This window comes from Microbacterium sp. MYb62 (assembly GCF_002979475.1).
Taxonomy (GTDB): Bacteria; Actinomycetota; Actinomycetes; order Actinomycetales; family Microbacteriaceae; genus Microbacterium.
The window spans coordinates 75,664-93,378 of sequence record NZ_PCOY01000013.1 but is presented as its reverse complement, the minus strand read 5'-3'; the positions used below and the strand labels follow the sequence as shown (position 1 = coordinate 93,378).

At 66.7% G+C, this 17,715-nt stretch carries 18 protein-coding genes; 6 read left to right on the top strand and 12 right to left on the bottom strand.

What is annotated here, in order from left to right; genetic code table 11:
* Window positions 1-185: 185 nt before the first annotated feature.
* Together CQ042_RS13660 and CQ042_RS13655 are read right to left on the bottom strand one after the other, a co-directional pair.
* The gene (locus CQ042_RS13660; RefSeq protein ID WP_146115399.1) at window positions 186-1,187 is read right to left on the bottom strand and encodes a hypothetical protein; all 1,002 of its coding nucleotides are present in this window, start codon (window positions 1,185-1,187) and stop codon (window positions 186-188) included.
* The gene (locus CQ042_RS13655) at window positions 1,187-1,705 is read right to left on the bottom strand and encodes a peptidase inhibitor family I36 protein (RefSeq protein ID WP_105670996.1); all 519 of its coding nucleotides are present in this window, start codon (window positions 1,703-1,705) and stop codon (window positions 1,187-1,189) included. The genes CQ042_RS13660 and CQ042_RS13655 overlap by 1 nt, the downstream gene beginning before the upstream one ends.
* 519 nt (window positions 1,706-2,224) lie before the next feature.
* Here CQ042_RS13655 and CQ042_RS20615 point away from each other — a divergent pair.
* Window positions 2,225-2,557 carry a DUF3887 domain-containing protein gene (locus CQ042_RS20615; RefSeq protein ID WP_219844858.1) on the top strand — a complete coding sequence of 111 codons (333 nt, stop codon included), beginning with the start codon at window positions 2,225-2,227 and terminating at the stop codon, window positions 2,555-2,557.
* The gene (locus tag CQ042_RS13645) at window positions 2,554-2,931 is read left to right on the top strand and encodes a hypothetical protein (protein WP_105670994.1); all 378 of its coding nucleotides are present in this window, start codon (window positions 2,554-2,556) and stop codon (window positions 2,929-2,931) included. Before CQ042_RS20615 ends, CQ042_RS13645 begins: the two co-directional genes overlap by 4 nt.
* Window positions 2,932-2,982: 51 nt before the next feature.
* Here the strand turns inward: CQ042_RS13645 and CQ042_RS20505 are convergent, their stop codons facing one another.
* Window positions 2,983-3,450 carry a peptidoglycan recognition family protein gene (locus CQ042_RS20505; RefSeq protein WP_181157572.1) on the bottom strand — a complete coding sequence of 156 codons (468 nt, stop codon included), beginning with the start codon at window positions 3,448-3,450 and terminating at the stop codon, window positions 2,983-2,985.
* Between the two features lie 652 nt (window positions 3,451-4,102).
* Here CQ042_RS20505 and CQ042_RS13635 point away from each other — a divergent pair.
* Window positions 4,103-4,696, top strand: coding sequence for an AAA family ATPase (locus CQ042_RS13635; protein ID WP_105670993.1), 594 nt, complete (start codon window positions 4,103-4,105; stop codon window positions 4,694-4,696).
* Window positions 4,659-5,153, top strand: coding sequence for a GNAT family N-acetyltransferase (locus tag CQ042_RS13630; RefSeq protein ID WP_258132251.1), 495 nt, complete (start codon window positions 4,659-4,661; stop codon window positions 5,151-5,153). The genes CQ042_RS13635 and CQ042_RS13630 overlap by 38 nt, the downstream gene beginning before the upstream one ends.
* A 12-nt stretch (window positions 5,154-5,165) precedes the next feature.
* On the opposite strand, the gene CQ042_RS20500 is transcribed toward CQ042_RS13630, so the two are convergent.
* Window positions 5,166-5,516 carry an N-acetyltransferase gene (locus CQ042_RS20500; protein WP_181157571.1) on the bottom strand — a complete coding sequence of 117 codons (351 nt, stop codon included), beginning with the start codon at window positions 5,514-5,516 and terminating at the stop codon, window positions 5,166-5,168.
* A 284-nt stretch (window positions 5,517-5,800) separates the two neighbouring features.
* Here CQ042_RS20500 and CQ042_RS13620 point away from each other — a divergent pair, with 284 nt between their 5' ends.
* Entirely contained in the window at window positions 5,801-6,607 is an 807-nt protein-coding gene (locus tag CQ042_RS13620; protein WP_105670990.1) for a class I SAM-dependent methyltransferase, read from the top strand.
* A gap of 12 nt (window positions 6,608-6,619) precedes the next feature.
* On the opposite strand, the gene CQ042_RS13615 is transcribed toward CQ042_RS13620, so the two are convergent.
* Complete coding sequence (locus CQ042_RS13615) at window positions 6,620-7,147, bottom strand: GNAT family N-acetyltransferase (protein WP_258132250.1); 528 nt, start codon at window positions 7,145-7,147, stop codon at window positions 6,620-6,622.
* Between the two features lie 128 nt (window positions 7,148-7,275).
* Entirely contained in the window at window positions 7,276-7,644 is a 369-nt protein-coding gene (locus CQ042_RS13610) for a VOC family protein (protein ID WP_105670989.1), read from the bottom strand.
* A 76-nt stretch (window positions 7,645-7,720) separates the two neighbouring features.
* Here CQ042_RS13610 and CQ042_RS13605 point away from each other — a divergent pair, with 76 nt between their 5' ends.
* The gene (locus CQ042_RS13605) at window positions 7,721-9,046 is read left to right on the top strand and encodes a nitrate/nitrite transporter (protein WP_105670988.1); all 1,326 of its coding nucleotides are present in this window, start codon (window positions 7,721-7,723) and stop codon (window positions 9,044-9,046) included.
* Between the two features lie 164 nt (window positions 9,047-9,210).
* Here CQ042_RS13605 and CQ042_RS13600 read toward each other — a convergent pair whose 3' ends face one another.
* The 6 genes from CQ042_RS13600 to polA all read right to left on the bottom strand — a co-directional run bounded on the left by CQ042_RS13600 (window position 9,211) and on the right by polA (window position 17,714).
* On the bottom strand, window positions 9,211-9,957 hold the full coding sequence (locus CQ042_RS13600; RefSeq protein WP_105670987.1) for an SUMF1/EgtB/PvdO family nonheme iron enzyme: 747 nt from the start codon (window positions 9,955-9,957) through the stop codon (window positions 9,211-9,213).
* Window positions 9,958-9,988: 31 nt separating this feature from the next.
* Entirely contained in the window at window positions 9,989-10,744 is a 756-nt protein-coding gene (locus CQ042_RS13595; protein ID WP_181157570.1) for an SGNH/GDSL hydrolase family protein, read from the bottom strand.
* Window positions 10,745-10,871: 127 nt separating this feature from the next.
* Window positions 10,872-12,224 (bottom strand): MFS transporter, encoded by a 1,353-nt coding sequence (locus CQ042_RS13590; RefSeq protein ID WP_105670985.1) that lies wholly within the window; start codon window positions 12,222-12,224, stop codon window positions 10,872-10,874.
* A gap of 49 nt (window positions 12,225-12,273) precedes the next feature.
* The gene (locus CQ042_RS13585) at window positions 12,274-13,308 is read right to left on the bottom strand and encodes an LLM class flavin-dependent oxidoreductase (RefSeq protein WP_105670984.1); all 1,035 of its coding nucleotides are present in this window, start codon (window positions 13,306-13,308) and stop codon (window positions 12,274-12,276) included.
* Between the two features lie 54 nt (window positions 13,309-13,362).
* Complete coding sequence (locus CQ042_RS13580) at window positions 13,363-15,039, bottom strand: DUF885 domain-containing protein (RefSeq protein ID WP_105670983.1); 1,677 nt, start codon at window positions 15,037-15,039, stop codon at window positions 13,363-13,365.
* A 41-nt stretch (window positions 15,040-15,080) separates the two neighbouring features.
* On the bottom strand, window positions 15,081-17,714 hold the full coding sequence (gene polA, locus CQ042_RS13575; protein WP_181157569.1) for a DNA polymerase I: 2,634 nt from the start codon (window positions 17,712-17,714) through the stop codon (window positions 15,081-15,083).
* Between the last annotated feature and the right edge of the window lies 1 nt (window position 17,715).

Below are 17,715 nucleotides of genomic sequence, written 5' to 3'. Positions count from 1 at the left end.
CGATCCTCCGTTGAGCCGGCGATTGGAAGACCGTAGCGAGCACCCAGGTTGCCCCCACCAACACCGCGGACGTGATCAAAGCGCCGCCGATGAGTAGAGATCGCTTCCCGGGGATCTTCCCTTTCCGGCTCAACGGAGGATCGACGGTCACCGTTCCGCGCCCTTCGTCTCCCGACGGTCCGGTCTCAAGCACGTGGCGCGTTCGCAGCGATGATCTCACGGACAGCAGCTTCACGTGTTTTCACTGCGTCCCGGATACGGTCCAGCTTCGCCCGTTCCTGTTGGAGAGCCGATTCTTGCAAGTTCCACTCCTGCTCGTACACCGCTTCAGAAAAGCCGCTGGAGTCCAGGCAGGTTGCATGAGCGGTCGCAATTTCCACTTCACGTGCGGAAGGCTCCACTGTTGTCACCGGCGGGACTGAGCCGAGCTCCTTCAGCAGATCGATGCTCGGGAACTCGTCTGGATTGTCCGGGAGCTTCCCGAATCCCAGAGGCTGCATGCACGCACGCCAACGGTCGGCCGCCTCCTGCCCGTCGGGGCTCAGAAACGCCTGTTCTTGAATTTGGGTAATCAGTCCCGAGACAACCAACGTGTCCTCGACCTCGAGGATCGGATACTCCTCACGGGTACCGGCGAGGCACTCATCAAAGGCGTCCTGAAATCCTGGCTCGGTGGGTTCATAAGCGAGGAACTCCTCCCACAGCTGGGCGCTCTTCGACGGACCAAGGTTCGTTCGGAACCCGTATTTCTGCGCGATCTCCACGCTGATCAGCCGACGCCCTGCAGGGTTGAAGACCGGCGATGTGGGCTCCTCGACGTCTTGCCAGGGCACTGGCCATTCGATGCCGCTCTCCTGGAGGCAAGACGCGAGCAGCAGTTGCTCTGCATAGTTGTCCAGGTTGCTGAACTCCGGCACGAACTCATCCAACGGCAGTGCCCACAACGCGATGTTCTTCACTCCCTCTGGCGCCGGGTTCGGCGCATCGGAAGTACCCTGACCGCCCTTCCAGGTTGAATCCGGATCAGAGAGCTCGCTCGAATCCGTACCGGGTGAGCATCCCGTAAACACCATCATTGCTGTACAGAGCGCCGCCACAACGGGCACCCGCCTGAAACGAGCGCCGTGGTTTCCGTCGCCTGCGAGGCGATGACCCGTAGGGTTCAATTGCTCCAGCACTCCGGTCACTAAATGCACTTGGCGCTAGTGGGGTTGGTGACACAGAAGGAGAAGCCAGCTGAGGTCGCCTTGTTATCGCCGATGGTGAGGTTCTTGACTCCGGACTTGATCGGCATACCGATCATCTGAGTCCTGAAGTTGAGGTCGTAGAACAGGTAGCTTGTCTGCTTGTTCCCATTGTTGTAAGCGGACGATACGTTGTCGTTGACGTTCCCGTGCCCGAAGTCCCAGTTGTACTTCCTCAGATCCTGGATGCCATTCGCAAACTCCTTGTATATCCAGCCGATGCCGCCTGTCACGTAATTGGTATCCTTCCAAAGACATGTGTTTCCGCTGAAAGAGCAGTCACCCGTGCCGGCGGAGGCGGGCGCGGTAGCCGCGAACACACCACCGAACACGAGTGCTGCAACGACAGCGGCGCCACTGATGCGGCGCAAAACCGAGATCCGAGCAGGTTTCACAGTAGACATAACAGCTCCGATGAGTTGGGCAGGTGGGCGAAATGTGAGATGCGATTCGAGGGACATGGCCCCTCACCCGATGAGGCTACCGAGGAGTGGAGAACGGGAACCTGCCCTATTCCGGTAGATCGATATGTTGCGTCCGTGCGAGGGATCTGCGGATCAGCAGCAGTTCTGTTCGGTTCCGGGGAGCGCCGGCGCGTGCCCGCGAAGGCTTTCTCGAGATCTACAAGATCCATCGCGACGAGAGGGGGATGTCTGCGGCCGTGCAGCCTTCCGCTTTCACGCACGTAAACGTATGCTTGACGCGTGCGGGATTCGTTTACAGATGCGATTCGCGAGATGCGAGATCAGCTCGATGCGCTGCTCGCTGCGCCCGTACTGTCCGATCCAGCGAGCCCGGGACAGCTCATCAAGGATGCAGCACGTCTCCGGATCGGTGCGGAGCATGTCTTGACATCGGTGGTGCGGAAAGCACGTGGTGACGGGGTGTCCTGGCAGGTGATCGGGGACGCTCTGGGCGTTTCTCGGCAGGCAGCGTTCCAGCGGTACGGAAGACCGATAGACCCGAGAACAGGAGAACCAATGGACACCACACCTCTGCCCGAAGCCGGCGCGCTGGCATCGGCCGTGATCGACGATCTCGCCGCGTCACGCTGGTCGAGTGTGACCACGAGATTCGACGCGGCGATGAAGGCTGGACTCTCGGAAGAGTCGCTCGCAGCGGCATGGGCGCAGATTTCCGGACAGGCCGGGGCGCTCGAAAGCACCGGCGAACCGCAACTCTCCCGCGCGGCGGACGTGACTGTGACCAATACCGCGTTGAATTTCGAGGCGGGCGAGTTTGTCGTGCGGATCGCGTTTCGGGATGATCAGAGCATTGCCGGTCTTTACATCCTCAACCCGGACAGCGCATGAAGACCCGTGCCTCCGGCCTGGTCGATGTCTTCATCGTCGGCGGAGAAGTCGTCGTCAGGCCCCGGCGCATGTGGAAGGTCTGGAGCCTGTGCCGAGAGAAGCGCCTTCCCCGTGAGGCGATTCTCTCCGCGCACGTGTCAAGCCAACCGGGACACGAGGTTCCCGCACGGTTCCGGGCTCCCGGCTTGGCGACGCTCGGTTCCCTGGCCGGATACATGCGCGGGCCGAAAGGGCGCTCGTGGTGGTGCTATCGCCACGGCGAATCCGCCGTCGTGCTGAATGTCGCTCACCCGAAGCTCGCCTACGTCGTCTTCATCGCTGATGACAACGACGCGACGGTCGCTGCCTTGCAGCGGACGGCGCACCGCCCGTGAGTCGAGCCGGTGCCGCGGAACGCGAACGGGGCCCCTCCCCATCTGCCGGGGCTAGGTGACGGGAGCCTCTCGGAAGATCTGCTGTGCGCGGGCCACGATGTCGTCCACTCGGGAGCGCAGGTAGGGCCCGGGGCATTCGGTCCCCGACCAGGTTTCCCGATGCGTGATGACGTGGTCCCGATCGATCGTGAACGATACCGGTACACCGTCCAGGCTCTTGCCGTCGAAGGTCGCGAGCCACGCGATCATCTGTGAGAGCTCCTCCAACTGCGCTTCTGTGACGGCGTACTCCGGCGCCCCGGTGCTATTCAGCGTCTCCACCGCCAGGGATCGCCAGTTCCAGTCGGCGCCGGTGGCCGACGGTTTCACGCCTGGGCGTATCAGCTCGATCACGGACCCGTCGTGCCGCAGATAGAACGTGGGAGCAGAGGATCGCTTGTTGCAGCGCGAGAAGAAGTCCAGTTGGTCCGCTGTCGTGCCGGTGTGGTGAATGATGAACCGGTCGATGACCGGCGTCACCGCGTGGCGGTCGCTTCCTGCAGTGGCTCGACCGGCGCGAACGGTGGGACGCGCGCAGTCCTCGAAGCCCAGGGGCGCTTCGAGGCCCTTCGCCGCACGATCGTAGACGGGCTCGTACTCCGTCAACCCTCGCGGGTTGTCCGGATTCGCGGGGGTCGCTTCGGGGGCATCCGTGTCCCCGGCCGTCGCCACAAGCCATATCCCCGCAGCTGTCACGGTGACGCCCGCGCCCGCAACGAGGAGAAAGCGCCGACGAGTGTGTCCCGGAGGCCGTGCGGCGGAGTCGGGAGTCTCGGAGTACTGCATCTGGCTATTCAACACGTGTCCGCTCGGGCTCGGCGGGAGGAACCCCGATGTGCGGCTTCGAGCGGACGGGCCCCGCTGCGGAGCGTTCACTCGGAACGGAGATCGTGTTGGCGAGCGCTCCGAGCCTGTCGGCATCGCGATGCCTCTCCCCTCGCCGACGGGCTCGAACCGCCGGTCGCCGGCGGCGATGGGACGGCTCGGGTAGCGTCGTTGCATGCGCGACGCGGAGAACCCGGTGTCCCTGCCCGGGTACCGACCAGAGTGGGAACAGCGAGCGTCCCGACTCCTGTGGGATCGCCGGGCCGCCTGCGCGAGGTTGCGGGTGGGTCGAGATGAGGAGGCGCTGATGGACTTCCGAGACGAGACCCCCGTGGCAGTCGCGCACATCCCGGTTGCTGTCGGCAGCGCAACGACGCGGCTCGTGATCCTCCGTGGCGACTCGGCTTCGGGCAAGACGACGACCGCGCTCGCCCTGCGGTCCGTTCTCGGTGCACGCGTCGCGCTCATCCATCAGGACTACATCCGCCGGGAGATGCTGCACGAGCCCGATCGTCGACGGCGTTCGAAAGACGCGAGCATCCTCTTGGTCGGTGCTGCGCGCCAAGCGCTCGACCTCGGATACGACGTGATCCTGGACGGCATCTTCAACCTTCGGGACTATTCGGAGCCGTTCGAGCGTCTCCACCGCGACCATCGGGGCGTGACCCGCATCTATCAGTTCCACGTCGGCCTCGATGAGACGCTCCGCCGTCACGCCGGTCGAACGCTCGGCGGTGTGATCAGCAGCGAAAAGATCCGTGACTGGTACGACGGTTGGCAGCCGCTCCCCTGGTTCGATGAGGAACGGGTCGGTCCGGAGGTGGGCACCGACGAACTCGTGTCGGTCATCCTGCAGGACATCGGTGGGCGGAGTCCCCATCCGCCGAGAGGGATCGCCTAGGCTCGCGGAGATGGTGAATGACATCCGCATCTCGATCGCCGACGCCGTTTCGGAAAGTGACCTCGCGCGACTGGCGTCTCTGCTGCCGCAGCTGTCGTCGAGCGCCACGTTCGATACCGACCGGATAAGAGCTCTGACTGCAGCACGGGACTGCGACCTGTTCGTCGCTCGGATTTCGGGCCGCATCGTCGGCATGGCCACCCTCGTCTCCCTTCCGCTCGTCACCGGCCGGCGGGGAATCGTCGAGGACGTCGTCGTCGATCAGGAGGTTCGGGGACGCGGTGTTGCGAGACTCCTCCTCGAAGCGCTCATCGGAGAGTCCAGTCGCAGACGTCTCCACACTCTTGATCTGACCTCGCGACCTTCGCGCGCGTCGGCTTTGCGTCTGTACGAGACCCTGGGATTCGAGCGACGGGAGACGAACGTGCTCCGCCTGATACCGCCGGCAGCGGAGTGAGTCATGCCGCGCTCAAAGACCGAGGCGGTAGGTGATCATCGGCTCGCCTCCGAGCGGATGTGCGATGGGCTCCGATGCGCGACGGAAGTCGAGTGACTCGTAGAGCAGCACGGCCGGATTGCCTCTGCGCACCGCCAGTTCGAGGGCGGAGTACCCGCCTTCGCGCGACGAGGTGATCGCGTCGAGAAGCAGTGCGCGGCCGATCCCCTGCCCCGCCAGGCTCGGGCGCACAGCGATCCGCTCGAGGACCGCCGTCTCATCCGTCCGAGGGACCGTGACCGCGAACCCGTTCAACACGGGCCCGTCGGTGATGGCGAATCGGATGAGGCCACCGCCGAAGACCTCTCTCGTACGCTCTGACACCGGAGCCTCATCGACGTGGCCGTCGCGGTGGCGAAGCGCGCTGATCCAGAGATCGACGCACCGTTCGACGTCTTCCGGAACCCTGCCCCGTATGAATGCCGTCACAGGAGCGATCGTCTCACGCCCCACGGGACCGATGGCGAATCGGGTGCGGTGCGGTGGAACACACGCAGTGATCGCGCCTGATGCCGCTTCCTCCCGGGGCGCACGAGGATGCGGAGAAACCTGTCCCGATGCTCCCCTCGGATCGCGGGCCCCGCGATCCGGCTCGATAGCATCCGCTTATGGCGACATCAGACCAGGATGACATCGACGCGCGGATCCAGGTGTACTACGCGGACACCTTCGACGAGAACGCGCGTCTGACGACGCGCTCCGCGCAGGGGCCGCTCGAGTTCCAGAGAACGCAGGAGCTGATCCGTGGGAAGGCGCCTGCCGGACGTGTGATCGACATCGGCGGCGGATCCGGCATCCACGCGACAGCACTGCGTGATGACGGATACGACGTCGTGCTCGTCGATCCGGTGCAGCGACATGTGGACACCGCGAGCGCTGCCGGAATCGATGCGCATCTCGGTGATGCGCGGGCGCTGCCCTTCGCCTCCGAAGAGTTCGACATCGCACTTCTCCTCGGACCCCTCTACCACCTCTCCCCCGTGGCTGATCGCCGCGTGGCGCTCGCGGAGGCCCTGCGTGTCCTCAAGCCCGGCGGCGTGCTGCTCACAGCGGCGCTTTCGCGATATGTCGCGTTTGGGAGCGTGTCTCTCACCCAGTCGCCGCCTCCCAGCCTGCCGGACGACTGGGCGGCTCTCCTCGTCGACGGCACGCCGAGCCCACGACTGCGCTTTCCGGCTGGTCACTTGCATACGGCGGAGGAGCTCCACGACGAGGTCGCGAATGCCGGCTTCGAGGTCGACGACGTCGTCGGTGTCGAGGGACCGGCCGGGCTGTTCCTGGAGGTGATCGGCGACGCCGGCGAAGATGTGAGGCACGCCGCGCTGGTGCTCGCCCGTGCGGCATCCGCCACCCCCGGGATCCGCGATCAGAGCGCGCACCTGATCGCGATCGCCCGCCGCCCGATCAGCGCGTGAACCCCGGAAGCGTCATCTTCTGAGGTCTTTGACCGTCAACAGGTTCCGGCCATGGACCGAGCGCGGGCGCTCTTGTCCGGACTCGACGAAGCCGAGCTTCTGGAGCACGCGCCGCGATGCCAGATTCCATTCCCACACGCCCGCCCAAACCCGATGCAACCCCGCGTCGGCGCTCCACGCCAGAACCGCTTCCGCGGCCTCGGTCGCATACCCCCTGTTGTGGGTTTCCGCGGCGAGCTCGAACGCCAGCTCCGGCTCGTCCGGTACGCCGACGCCACCGAAGACGAGGCCGCAGTATCCGATGGCGTCGCCCGTCTCGATGCGCTGCACCGTGAGGAGCCAGGAGTCGCTCGAGTCGGCGATCTGCGCCGAGATGTCGTGCACATCCGGATGGCCGTCGGCATCGATCTTGCGTTGGGCGGGCACACGTTCGTCGCGTTCGGTCCATAACCGGTGAAAGACGCCGGCGTCGGCGACGTCTTGGGCACGGAGCACGAGACGAGGCGTCTGCAGCCGGGGCAACGACGGTGTGATGGTCACGGCTCGATTCTCGCACTGCAGCGCGGCAACGATTCGGGAGCGCGCGGAATGCGGTCTCGTCGGCTGATTCTGCGGAAACCAGTACCCTTGCCGCACTCACGCCACGACGCCAGCGGTCGCCCCGGGGTCTACTGCATGGACCAGACTCCGAGTTCGTTTCCGCTCGGGTCGGCGAAGTGCAGGCGGCGACCGCCGGGGAACTCGTAGGGAGGCTGCAGGATCGTGCCACCGGCGACCTCGATGCCGCTCATCGTGGCATCGAGGTCGTCGGAGTACAGCAGGACGAGCGGACCGCCGACGGGACGCGGCTCGTCGGCGAGCATCAGCCCACCGACCTCGCTGCCATCGCCGCGCGGCGAGACGATGCCCGCATAGCCGGGGCCGTAGTCGTTGAATGCCCATCCGAAGGCGGCGGCGAAGAAACGTTTCGCCGCGTCGAGATCGGTGACGACGAGCTCGACATAGTCGAGGGAGTGATGCAGAGGTGTGCTGGTCATGAGGTCACGGTAGCTGCAGCATGCGACATCGCTCCGTGCGGCGGAACCTCGCCGCCTGCAGGAGTAGCGTGGAGACGTGCCGCAGGTCTCCCACTCCCCCGTTTCGACGCCGGGGCTGCGGGCATGGATCATCTGGTCGGTCGGTGTCGCCGCTTATGTCCTCGCGATCACGAACCGGACCTCACTCGGAGCGGTCGGAGTGGAGGCCGCGGACCGATTCCAGGCAGATGCGTCGACACTGGCGCTGTTCGCCGTCGTGCAGCTCGCCGTCTACGGGGGGATGCAGATCCCGGTAGGCATTCTGTTGGATCGCTTCGGTTCGCGCCCGATCATGACCATCGGCATGCTGCTGATGGCCGCGGGTCAGCTGACCATGGCCCTCTCCCCGAGCATCGGAATCGCCATCTTCGCGCGTATCCTCCTCGGCGCAGGAGACGCCGCGATCTTCCCCGCGGTGCTCCGTCTGGTGGCGACCTGGTTTCCGGCGCAGCGCGGGCCGATCATGGTCCAGTTCACGGGCATCATCGGACAGACCGGGCAGCTGATCGCGCTGGTGCCCGTCGCCGCACTGCTCCACGCCACGACCTGGACTATCACCTTCGGCAGCATCGCCGGTCTCGGGGTCCTGTTCACGATCCTCGTCGCGCTGGTCATCCGCAACCACCCGCCCGAGAGCGGTGCCGATGTCACGGTGAACACAGACACCGGAGTCGTCCGCGTCGTGACATCAGCGATCGACACGGGCGTCGGAATCCGTGCGGCGTGGGCGCATCCGGGCACACGCCTGGCGTTCTGGTCGCATTTCACGACACCGTTCGCCGGCACCGCGTTCGTCCTGCTCTGGGGAATGCCGTTCCTCACGGCAGCCGAGGGCCTCGACACGGCACATGCCGCAGGCATCATCTCCGTATATGTCGTTGCAGGCATGCTTCTCGGACCCATCATCGGCGACCTCTCCCGCCGCATGCCCAATCATCGCTCCCTCGCGCTCGTCCTCCCTGCTGTCGGCGTTCAGATGGTCGCGTGGATCGCGGTCGTCTCCCTTCCCGAGACAGCCCCCATCTGGCTCCTCTACGCGTTGGCCATCGCGCTCGCGACAGGCGGCCCTGCGTCGATGATCGCGTTCGATCACGCACGTACGCACAACCCGAGTCATCGACTCAGCACGGCGACGGGTGTCACCAACGCCGGAGGCTTCATCGCGGCACTCATCGCGATCTTCCTGATCGGTCTCGCGCTCGACCTGCAGGGGGCCGGCACCCCCGAGACCTACACGCTCGAGGCGTTCCGGATCGCGTTCCTCATGCCGATCCCGCTGTGGATCATCGGAACGGTCTTCATCCTGATCGAGCGGAAGCGTACGAGAATCCGGATCGGGCTCGATCCCGAGCGCCGTCGCTGAAGCCGACCGGTGCGATGCCTGGCATCCTTCATGTTCCACGATGCACGTGCAGGAGGTCTCCACGATCAGCTCGACGCTTACTCGCTCAGGGACCTCCGCGTCGCCTGCTTCGAACTCCGCGAGCCCGCACCGACAAGAAGGATGATGATCGTTGCTGAGCAGGTTCAGCGTCGTCGAGGTGTCCACCCCGACGGCAGCGGGCCGTCCTGCGCGGAGCGCTCCTGGTCGGCCTCGGTCGACCAGCCCTGCGCCTGACCCGGTGTGTCGAAGACACCTCGGGCGAGCCGGAACCCGACATCGTCGTGGTGCATGCGGGGCGCTCCCCCGCGGCGTACCGACGCGCGCACACTCCAGGCGTCATCGGCGAAACCACCGCCCCGGAACACGCGATAGGCGTCGTAACGGGCGGGGTCGAGCAGGTCCCAGCACCATTCCCAGACGTTGCCGAGCGTGTCGAACAAGCCATGGAGGTTCGGCAGCTTGCCTCCGATGTCCTGGGGAGAGGAGACCCCGTCGGCGCTCGTCCACGCGGCATCGGCAAGCGGAGCGTAATGCGGACCGGCTGAACCCGCCCGGCAGGCATACTCCCACTCCGCTTCGGTGGGCAGCCGATAGCCGTCTGCCGTCGTATCCCACGTCACGTCCTCACCGTCGAACAGGTATACCCGGTCGAGTCCCTCCCATTCGGAGGCGGCGTTGCAGAAGTGCACCGCGCGCAGCCAGCTGAGATCGGACGCGGGGCGGCGCGGGTGCTGCACCGGAACACCGAGGATGTCTGCGAGCTGTTCCTCGGTCACCGGGTAGACCCCGATCTCGAACGCCGCGAGTTCCACCACCCGCCGTTCCTTGCGTCGCGCATCGTTCAGTGTCACGACTCCGGCGGGGATGCGGGCGAGTTCGATGTCGCTCACGTGCCCTCTGCCTGCCGTGGCCGGAGGATCTTCACGACGGCGACCGTTCGACCCACGTCGGGTACTTCGCGCTCCGGCCGTCACCGGACGAGGTGCGGGTCACGCGCCGTCGCACCCAGGGGCCGACGAACTCCCGATAGTAGGCGATACCAGACGGTCCGCCACCGATCCGGTCGTTCGGAGCCCACCAGGTCTCCGGCGGCTCGAAGCCCAGAGCGTGCAGCACGCGCGCGGCCACTCGATGGTGCCCGTTCGCATTCATGTGCAGGCGGTCATCCGCCCAGTAGGCGCCGCGGGACAGCTCACGATCGGGCCAGTTGAGGGCCCGGATGACGTCGGGACGCTCCTCGATCCGGCGCAGTACCGCATCCGAGAGCAGGTCGCCGCGACGCTGCACGAGGGATCCCATGGGGAGCTGTCCGCTCGGGTTCGCGCCGGATAGGAGGATCATGGTGACCCCTTCCTCGTCGCACCGCCGCAACACGCGACTGAAAGCGTCGGCGATGTGCTCGACGTCGGTGCGGGGACGCAGCATGTCGTTGCCGCCGCCGTTGAAGGACAGATGCGTGGGTCGCAGGGCGAGCGCCGGTTCGAGCTGCTGCTCGACGATCGGCCAAGCGAGCTTGCCGCGGATGGCGAGGTTCGCGTACTGGATGGGGTGCCCCGCCGCATCAGCCCACCCTTGCGCGGCGAGATCCGCCCAGCCACGTTCCCGTCCATCCGGGAGGACGTCGCCGACGCCCTCGGTGAACGAGTCGCCGATCGCCACGAAACGCACATCTGCCATCGTGCAAGCCTATTGCCGACGGGTGACGCCGCGGCCGCATCGGGAGGAAGGGCATGTGGGGACGAACGATACTCCGCCCAGGACGTGGCCCTCCGTTTGGGCACGGAGCGCGCCCGTGCCCGGGCCGTCACCGGTCGTCGAGAGCCTGGCCTCCGCGATCGACGAGACCCCAGGCGGCTGCGGCCGCCACGAGGAAACACACGCCGAAGACGGCGAACAGCAGCGGCGCTCCCCCGGCGATCAGGAGCACAGGGACGGAGAGAGGCGCCACGATCGATGCGATGCGTCCGACACCGGCCGCCCAGCCTGCGCCGGTTCCGCGGAGCGAGGTCGGATAGATCTCCGGTGTCACGGCATACAGGGCTCCCCATGCACCCAGGTTGAAGAACGACAGCGCCATGCCGGCCGCGATGATCGCGATCTCGCTGGTGGCCGTGCCGAAGACCACCGCCGAGGCCGCGGAACCGACGAGGAAGACGGAGAGCGTCGCGCGTCTGCCCCAGACCTCGATCAGCCAGGCGGCCACCGCGTAACCGGGCAGCTGCGCGAGCGTGATGATCAGAGTGAACCCGAACGAGCGCACCAGATCGAAACCAGCGTCCACGAGAATGCTCGGGATCCAGATGAAGGCGCCGTAATAGGCGAAGTTGACGCCCAACCAGACCACCCAGAGGCACAGCGTGCGCACCCGGAACTCGGTATTCCAGAGGGTCGTCAGGCGCGCGCGTGCGGTGACCGCGATCGCTCGGGACGCGGGCTCCTTGCGGATCGCCGGTGGTGTGACGATGGCGGCATCAGCCTCGAACGTGGAGACGATGCGGTCCGCCTCGGCGATGCGCCCTCGAGACGCCAGCCAGCGCGGCGACTCCGGCATCCGCCAGCGCACGAACAGCGCGTACACCGCCGGTATCGCTCCCAGCGCGAAGGCCCACCGCCAGCCGTCGTCGGACGCGGGGATGACCAGGAACCCGATCACGGCGGCGGCTGTCCATCCCAGAGCCCAGAATGCCTCGAGCACCACGATCAGACGTCCGCGGATGCGGGCGGGGGCGAACTCGCTCACGTAGGTCGACGCGACGGGGAGCTCCGCCCCGAGGCCGAGCCCCACGAGGAAACGCAGCACGAGGAGCGCGGCGATCCCGCCGACGAGCGCGCTGGCGCCTGTCGCGACGCCGTACACGAGCAGCGTGAGGGCGAACACCTGCCGCCGACCGAAGCGGTCGGCGAGAAGCCCGCCGAGCGTCGCGCCGACGGCCATGCCGATGAAGCCGACGGAGGCGATCCATCCGGCCTCTCCCTTGGTGAGCCCCCACTGCTGCGTCAGTGCCGCGAGGATGAAGGAGATCAGACCGACGTCCATGGCGTCCAGCGCCCACCCGAGTCCCGACCCGGTCAGCAGCCGGAGGTGTCGACGCGTGAACGGCAGGACGTCCAGACGCTCAGCCAGCGAGGAGCGGCTCGGCAGGGCGGGGTTGGCCATGTTCCTCATCGTAGAGCCGCGCTCGCCCTGCCCCGCGCCGGATGACGCGTCAGTCGCGCTCTGCGAGGATCTTCCGCACCCGCGGGATCACCTCGGTGCCGTACAGCTCGATGCTGCGCATCATCGCGTCGTGCGACAGGGTGCCTGTCGCGTACTTCAGGTCGAAGCGGCCGAGCCCCAGGGTCGTGATCGTGTCGGCGATCTTCGCCGCCACCCGGTCGGGGGAACCTGCATAGATGGCGCCTTCCGGCCCGACGTCGTTCTGGAATCGTGCACGGCTGTACGCGGGCCAGCCGCGCTCGCGCCCGATCGTGTTGTTCATCGCTTCGAACCCGGAGTACGCGGCGTCCCAGGCTTCCGCATCCGTCTCGGCGATGTGGCCGGGCGAATGCACGGAAACCGGATGCGAGGTCGTGCCGAACGACGCCACGGAGCGGTGGTACAGGTCGACGAAGGGCTTGAACCGCACGGCCGGGCCGCCGATGATCGCGAGCATGAGGCCGAGACCGTGGCGAGCGACGCGCACGACGGACTCCGGGCTGCCGCCGACGCCGACCCAGGTGCGCAGACCCTTCTCGGTCTTGGGGAACACGTTCGCGTTCTCGAGCGGGGCCCTCATCGTTCCCGACCAGGTCACGGGCTCCTCCTTGAGGAGCTCGACGAACAGTTCGAGCTTCTGCTCGAACAGCGCGTCGTAGTCGCGGAGGTCATAACCGAACAGCGGGAAGGACTCGATGAAGGAACCACGCCCGAGGACGACCTCGGCGCGACCGTTCGACAGCGCGTCCAGCGTCGAGAAGCGTTCGAACACACGCACGGGGTCATCGGACGACAGAACCGTCACTGCGGTGCCGAGACGGATGTGCTCGGTGCGGGCCGCGATCGCGGCGAGCACCATCTCCGGCGCGGAGACGGCGAACTCCGTACGGTGGTGCTCCCCCACGCCGAAGAAGTCCACACCGACGGTATCGGCGAGTTCCGCCTGCGCCACGATGTTGCGGATCGTCTGCGCGCCGGTGAGGAGCTCTCCGTCCGCGTCTCTCGTGATGTCGCCGAAGGTGTCCAGTCCGAATTCGATGCCCATGTCAGCCCTTCCTATTCAGGTGAATGAACACGTTTCGGGCGGGCCGCATTCCCGTCAGCGCGGAAGCAGTGCGCTGCGCAGCGTGTCGAGACCGACGCCCCCCATGTCGAGTGCGCGCTTGTGGAAGTCCTTGAACGAGAAGGCGTCGCCCTCTGCGGCGCTCACGCCATCACGGACCTGTTCCCAGATGCGTTGACCGACCTTGTAGGACGGGGCCTGGCCGGGCCAACCGAGGTAGCGGTTCACCTCGAACTGCACGAACTGGTCGGACATGTTCACGTTCCGGCGCATGAAGTCGAGAGCGTACTCGGCGTCCCAGACACCCGAGCCGTCGAGGCGCGGTTTGCCGAGATGCACGCCGATGTCGAGCACGACACGGGCCGCACGCATCCGCTGCCCGTCGAGCATCCCGAGGCGATCCGCGGGGTCGTCGAGGTAGCCCAGTTGCTCCATCAGACGCTCGGCGTACAACGCCCAGCCCTCGGCATGGCCCGAAGTTCCGGCGAGAAGGCGGCGCCAGGAGTTGAGCTCCGCACGGTTGTACACCGCCTGCGCGATCTGGAGATGGTGGCCGGGAACTCCCTCGTGGAACACGGTGGTCAGTTCACGCCAGGTGTCGAACTCTGTGACGCCCTCGGGGACGGACCACCACATGCGGCCAGGTCGCGAGAAGTCGTCCGTCGGACCCGTGTAGTAGATGCCGCCCTCCTGGGTGGGGGCGATCATGCACTCGAGCGTGCGGATCGCCTCGGGGATGTCGAAGTGAGAAGCGCCGAGCTCGGCGACCGCCCGGTCGCTCGTCTCCTGCATCCACTTCTGGAGGGCATCGGTGCCGACCAGCTTGCGCGAAGGGTCGGCCTCGAGATGAGCCACGGCCTCTTCGACGGATGCACCGGGGAGGATCTCGTTCGCGATGGCCGTCTGCTCTGCCACCATGCGAGCGAGTTCTTCACGGCCCCACTCGTACGTCTCGTCGAGGTCGATGGTCGCCCCGAGGAAACGACGGGAGTTGAGCGCGTACAGTTCACGCCCGACGGCGTCGACCTCTCCGGCGACGGGGGCGAGTTCCTCCGCGAGGAAACGGCGCAGCTCGTCGTAGGCGACGCGCGCGGCAGCCGAGTTATCGGCGAGTGTGCGCGCGAGAGAAGCCGGCAGCTGCCCCTCGTCGGGATCGGCCTCGGCGACGAACGCGGCGAAGAAGCCGTCGTCGGCGGTGTAGCGGTCGATCTGCGTCGCGACCTCGACGACCTGGCGGCGCGCGGGGGTGACGCCCTCGGCGATGCCGGTTCGGAGCGTCTCGACGTAGCCGCGGAGGGCGTCGGGCACCGCGGCGAGACGGGTCGCGATGACGTCCCAGTCCTCGACCGTCGCCGTCGGCATCAGGTCGAATGCCGCGCGCACGTCTTGCGCAGCCGACGCGATGACGTTGAGGTCGCGCAGGTGCCACTTCGCGTCGTGCAGCTCGAGGTCGAGCCGGAGCTCTGCGCCGAGGTCGGTCTTGGTCACCTCGTCGATCGCATCGACGGGCTCGAGAGCGGAGAGCTTGTCGAGCGTGGTGCGGGTCGCCGCAGCGATCTCCTCGTGCCCTGCAGGGCTCAGATCGCCGAAGCGGTCGTTGACCTCGTCGCGGCCGATGTAGGTCCCGAGGGTGGGAGCCAGGACCGCGATCGTGTCGACCCATTCATCGGCGACGGCGTCGATGGCGGAGGGGGTACGGGGAGCTGAAGTCATAGCTGCCAGCCTAATCCCCGGCCCCCTTCCCCCGCCGGACCTCAGTGCGCGGCCTCGTTCCAGTCGCGGCCGCGCCCGACCTGTACGTCGAGTGGCACCGACAGCTCGGCCGCATCGCCCATGCGCGCGCGGACGATGCGCTCGGTGGCATCCCACTCCCCCGGTGCGACCTCGACCACGAGCTCGTCGTGGATCTGCAGGAGGACGCGCGAGGAAAGCTGTTCGGATCGGAGATCATCGTGGATGTGCAGCAACGCGATCTTCATGATGTCGGCCGCGCTCCCCTGGATCGGGGCGTTCAGCGCGGCACGCTCGGCGTTCTCACGCAGTACGCGGTTCGGGCTCGCGAGGTCGGGGAACGGACGGCGACGGCCGAAGATCGTCTCGGTGTAGCCGACCTCCTTCGCCTTCATGACCGAGGCACGCAGGTAGTCGCGCACGGCGCCGAAACGGGCGAAGTACTCGACCATGAGCTGTTTGGCCTCGGACTGCTCGATGCGCAGCTGCTTGGAGAGCCCGAACGCCGAGAGCCCGTAGACCAGGCCGTACGACATCGCCTTGACCTTCGTGCGCATGGCCGGCGTCACCTCGCTCGGCTCGACACCGAAGACCCGGGCACCCACGAAGCGGTGCAGATCTTCGCCGCTGTTGAACGCCTCGATGAGCCCCTCATCGCCCGAGAGGTGCGCCATGATGCGCATCTCGATCTGCGAGTAGTCGGCGGTGAGGAGTGCCTCGTAGCCCTCGCCGACCTCGAACGCGCTGCGGATGCGACGTGACTCCTCGGTGCGCACCGGGATGTTCTGCAGGTTCGGGTCGGTGCTCGAAAGCCGTCCAGTCTGGCTTCCGGTCTGCACGTACGTCGTGTGCACGCGGTGGTCGTCCCCGATCGCCGTGTCGAGCGACTCGATGATCTGACGTAGCTTCGTGGCTTCACGGTGCTGCAGCAACAGGCTCAGGAAGGGGTGCGGGTTGCTCTCCTGGAGATCGGCCAGCACCGCCGCATCCGTGGAGTACCCGGTCTTGGTCTTGCGCGTCTTCGGAAGCTGCAGGTCTTCGAACAGGACCTCTTGCAGCTGCTTGGGCGAGCCCAGATTGAACTCTCGGCCGACGACGGAGAACGCCTCCTGCGCGAGCCCCTCGGCGCGCGTGGACAGCTCACCGGAGAACGTGGACAGCACGTCGTGCGAGACGGCGACGCCCGCCACCTCCATGTCGGCGAGTGTGAGCAGCGTCGGCAGTTCGATGTCGATGAGGACCTCGGCGACGGACTCCGGGATGTCTTCGCGCAGGGCGTCGGCGACCCGCAGGGCGAACCATGCTTCCTGCGACGGTGTGGCCCCTTCGGTCTCGGGCACGAGCTGCGAGGGATCGGCCTCGGGCAGTTTCTCGCCGAGGTAGCGCTCGACCAGGTCGGCGAGGGTCTTGTCAGGGAAGCTCGGACGCAGCAGCCAGCCGGCCAGACTCGTGTCGTACGCGAGACCGCCGAGGCGGATGCCCTGTCGGATCAGCGCCTTGACCTGCGGCTTCGCCTCGTGCAGCACCTTCGGGGCGTCGGATGAGATCCACTCGCCCAGTGCCGCGGCTGCGGCGTCGGACCAGTCCGCCTCGCGGAGTTCGGTCAGGGTCGCCGCACCGATGCGCACCGGTGTTCCGCCCTGCGTCGTGACGCGCACGGCGACGTCGCCCTCCTGAGCCGCGGCCCAGGTCGCCAGTTCGGCCGGCGTGACCTCGGCCGGCACGGGCAGGACGACCGCCGAAGCCGGGTCGTCGGCGACCTCTCCGGCTCCGACCGCCTCGAACACCCGCGGCAGGAGCGTGCGGAACTCGAGGCGGGCGAAGATGTCGCGCACGGCCTGCGCATCGATCGGCGCGACCGCGAGGTCTGCCGGTCCGACCGGGAGCTCGACGTCGGTGAGCAGGCGGTTCAGCTTGCGGTTGCGGCGGACGTCGTCGATGTGGTCGCGGAGGTTGCCGCCGACGACCCCCTTGATCTCGTCGGCGCGGGTGATCAGGTCGTCGAGCGACCCGAATTGTGTGAGCCACTTGACCGCGGTCTTCTCTCCGACCTTCGGCACACCGGGGAGGTTGTCGCTGGTCTCGCCCACGAGCGCCGCGATGTCGGGGTACTGCTCCGGACGGACGCCGTAGCGCTCCTGAACGGTCACAGGGTCGTAGCGCTTGAGCTGGGAGACGCCCTGCACGGAGGGGTACAGCAGCGTGACATCGTCGTTGACGAGCTGGATCGTGTCGCGGTCCCCGGAGACCACGAGCACGTCGAAACCCTGCTCCGCGCCCTGGGAGGCGAGGGTCGCGAGGATGTCGTCTGCCTCGATCCCCTCTTTCGTCAGGACCGGGATCGACATCGCGGCGAGGCAGTCCTGGAGGAGAGGGATCTGTCCCTTGAACTCCTGCGGAGACTCCGATCGCGTCGCCTTGTACTCGGGGTACTCGTCCGTGCGGAACGAGTGACGCGAAGTGTCGAAGGCGATGGCCAGGTGCGTCGGCTGCTCGGCCTTGATGAGGTTGACCAGCATCGACAGGAACCCGTAGATGCCGTTCGTGTGCTGGTTGTCCTTGGTCGTGAAGTTCTCCACCGGGAGGGCGAAGAAGGCACGGTAGGCGAGCGAGTGGCCGTCGACGACCATGAGGGTAGGCTTTGCGGAGTCCGTCACC

Coding starts and splice junctions, on each gene's coding strand:
- CQ042_RS20615 (WP_219844858.1), top strand. CDS start 2,225: ATGGACACCACACCTCTGCCCGAAGCCGGCGCGCTGGCATCGGCCGTG.
- CQ042_RS13620 (WP_105670990.1), top strand. CDS start 5,801: ATGGCGACATCAGACCAGGATGACATCGACGCGCGGATCCAGGTGTAC.
- CQ042_RS13610 (WP_105670989.1), bottom strand. CDS start 7,644: ATGACCAGCACACCTCTGCATCACTCCCTCGACTATGTCGAGCTCGTC.
- CQ042_RS13645 (WP_105670994.1), top strand. CDS start 2,554: ATGAAGACCCGTGCCTCCGGCCTGGTCGATGTCTTCATCGTCGGCGGA.
- CQ042_RS13580 (WP_105670983.1), bottom strand. CDS start 15,039: ATGACTTCAGCTCCCCGTACCCCCTCCGCCATCGACGCCGTCGCCGAT.
- CQ042_RS13635 (WP_105670993.1), top strand. CDS start 4,103: ATGGACTTCCGAGACGAGACCCCCGTGGCAGTCGCGCACATCCCGGTT.
- CQ042_RS13655 (WP_105670996.1), bottom strand. CDS start 1,705: ATGTCCCTCGAATCGCATCTCACATTTCGCCCACCTGCCCAACTCATC.
- CQ042_RS13590 (WP_105670985.1), bottom strand. CDS start 12,224: ATGGCCAACCCCGCCCTGCCGAGCCGCTCCTCGCTGGCTGAGCGTCTG.
- CQ042_RS13595 (WP_181157570.1), bottom strand. CDS start 10,744: ATGGCAGATGTGCGTTTCGTGGCGATCGGCGACTCGTTCACCGAGGGC.
- CQ042_RS13585 (WP_105670984.1), bottom strand. CDS start 13,308: ATGGGCATCGAATTCGGACTGGACACCTTCGGCGACATCACGAGAGAC.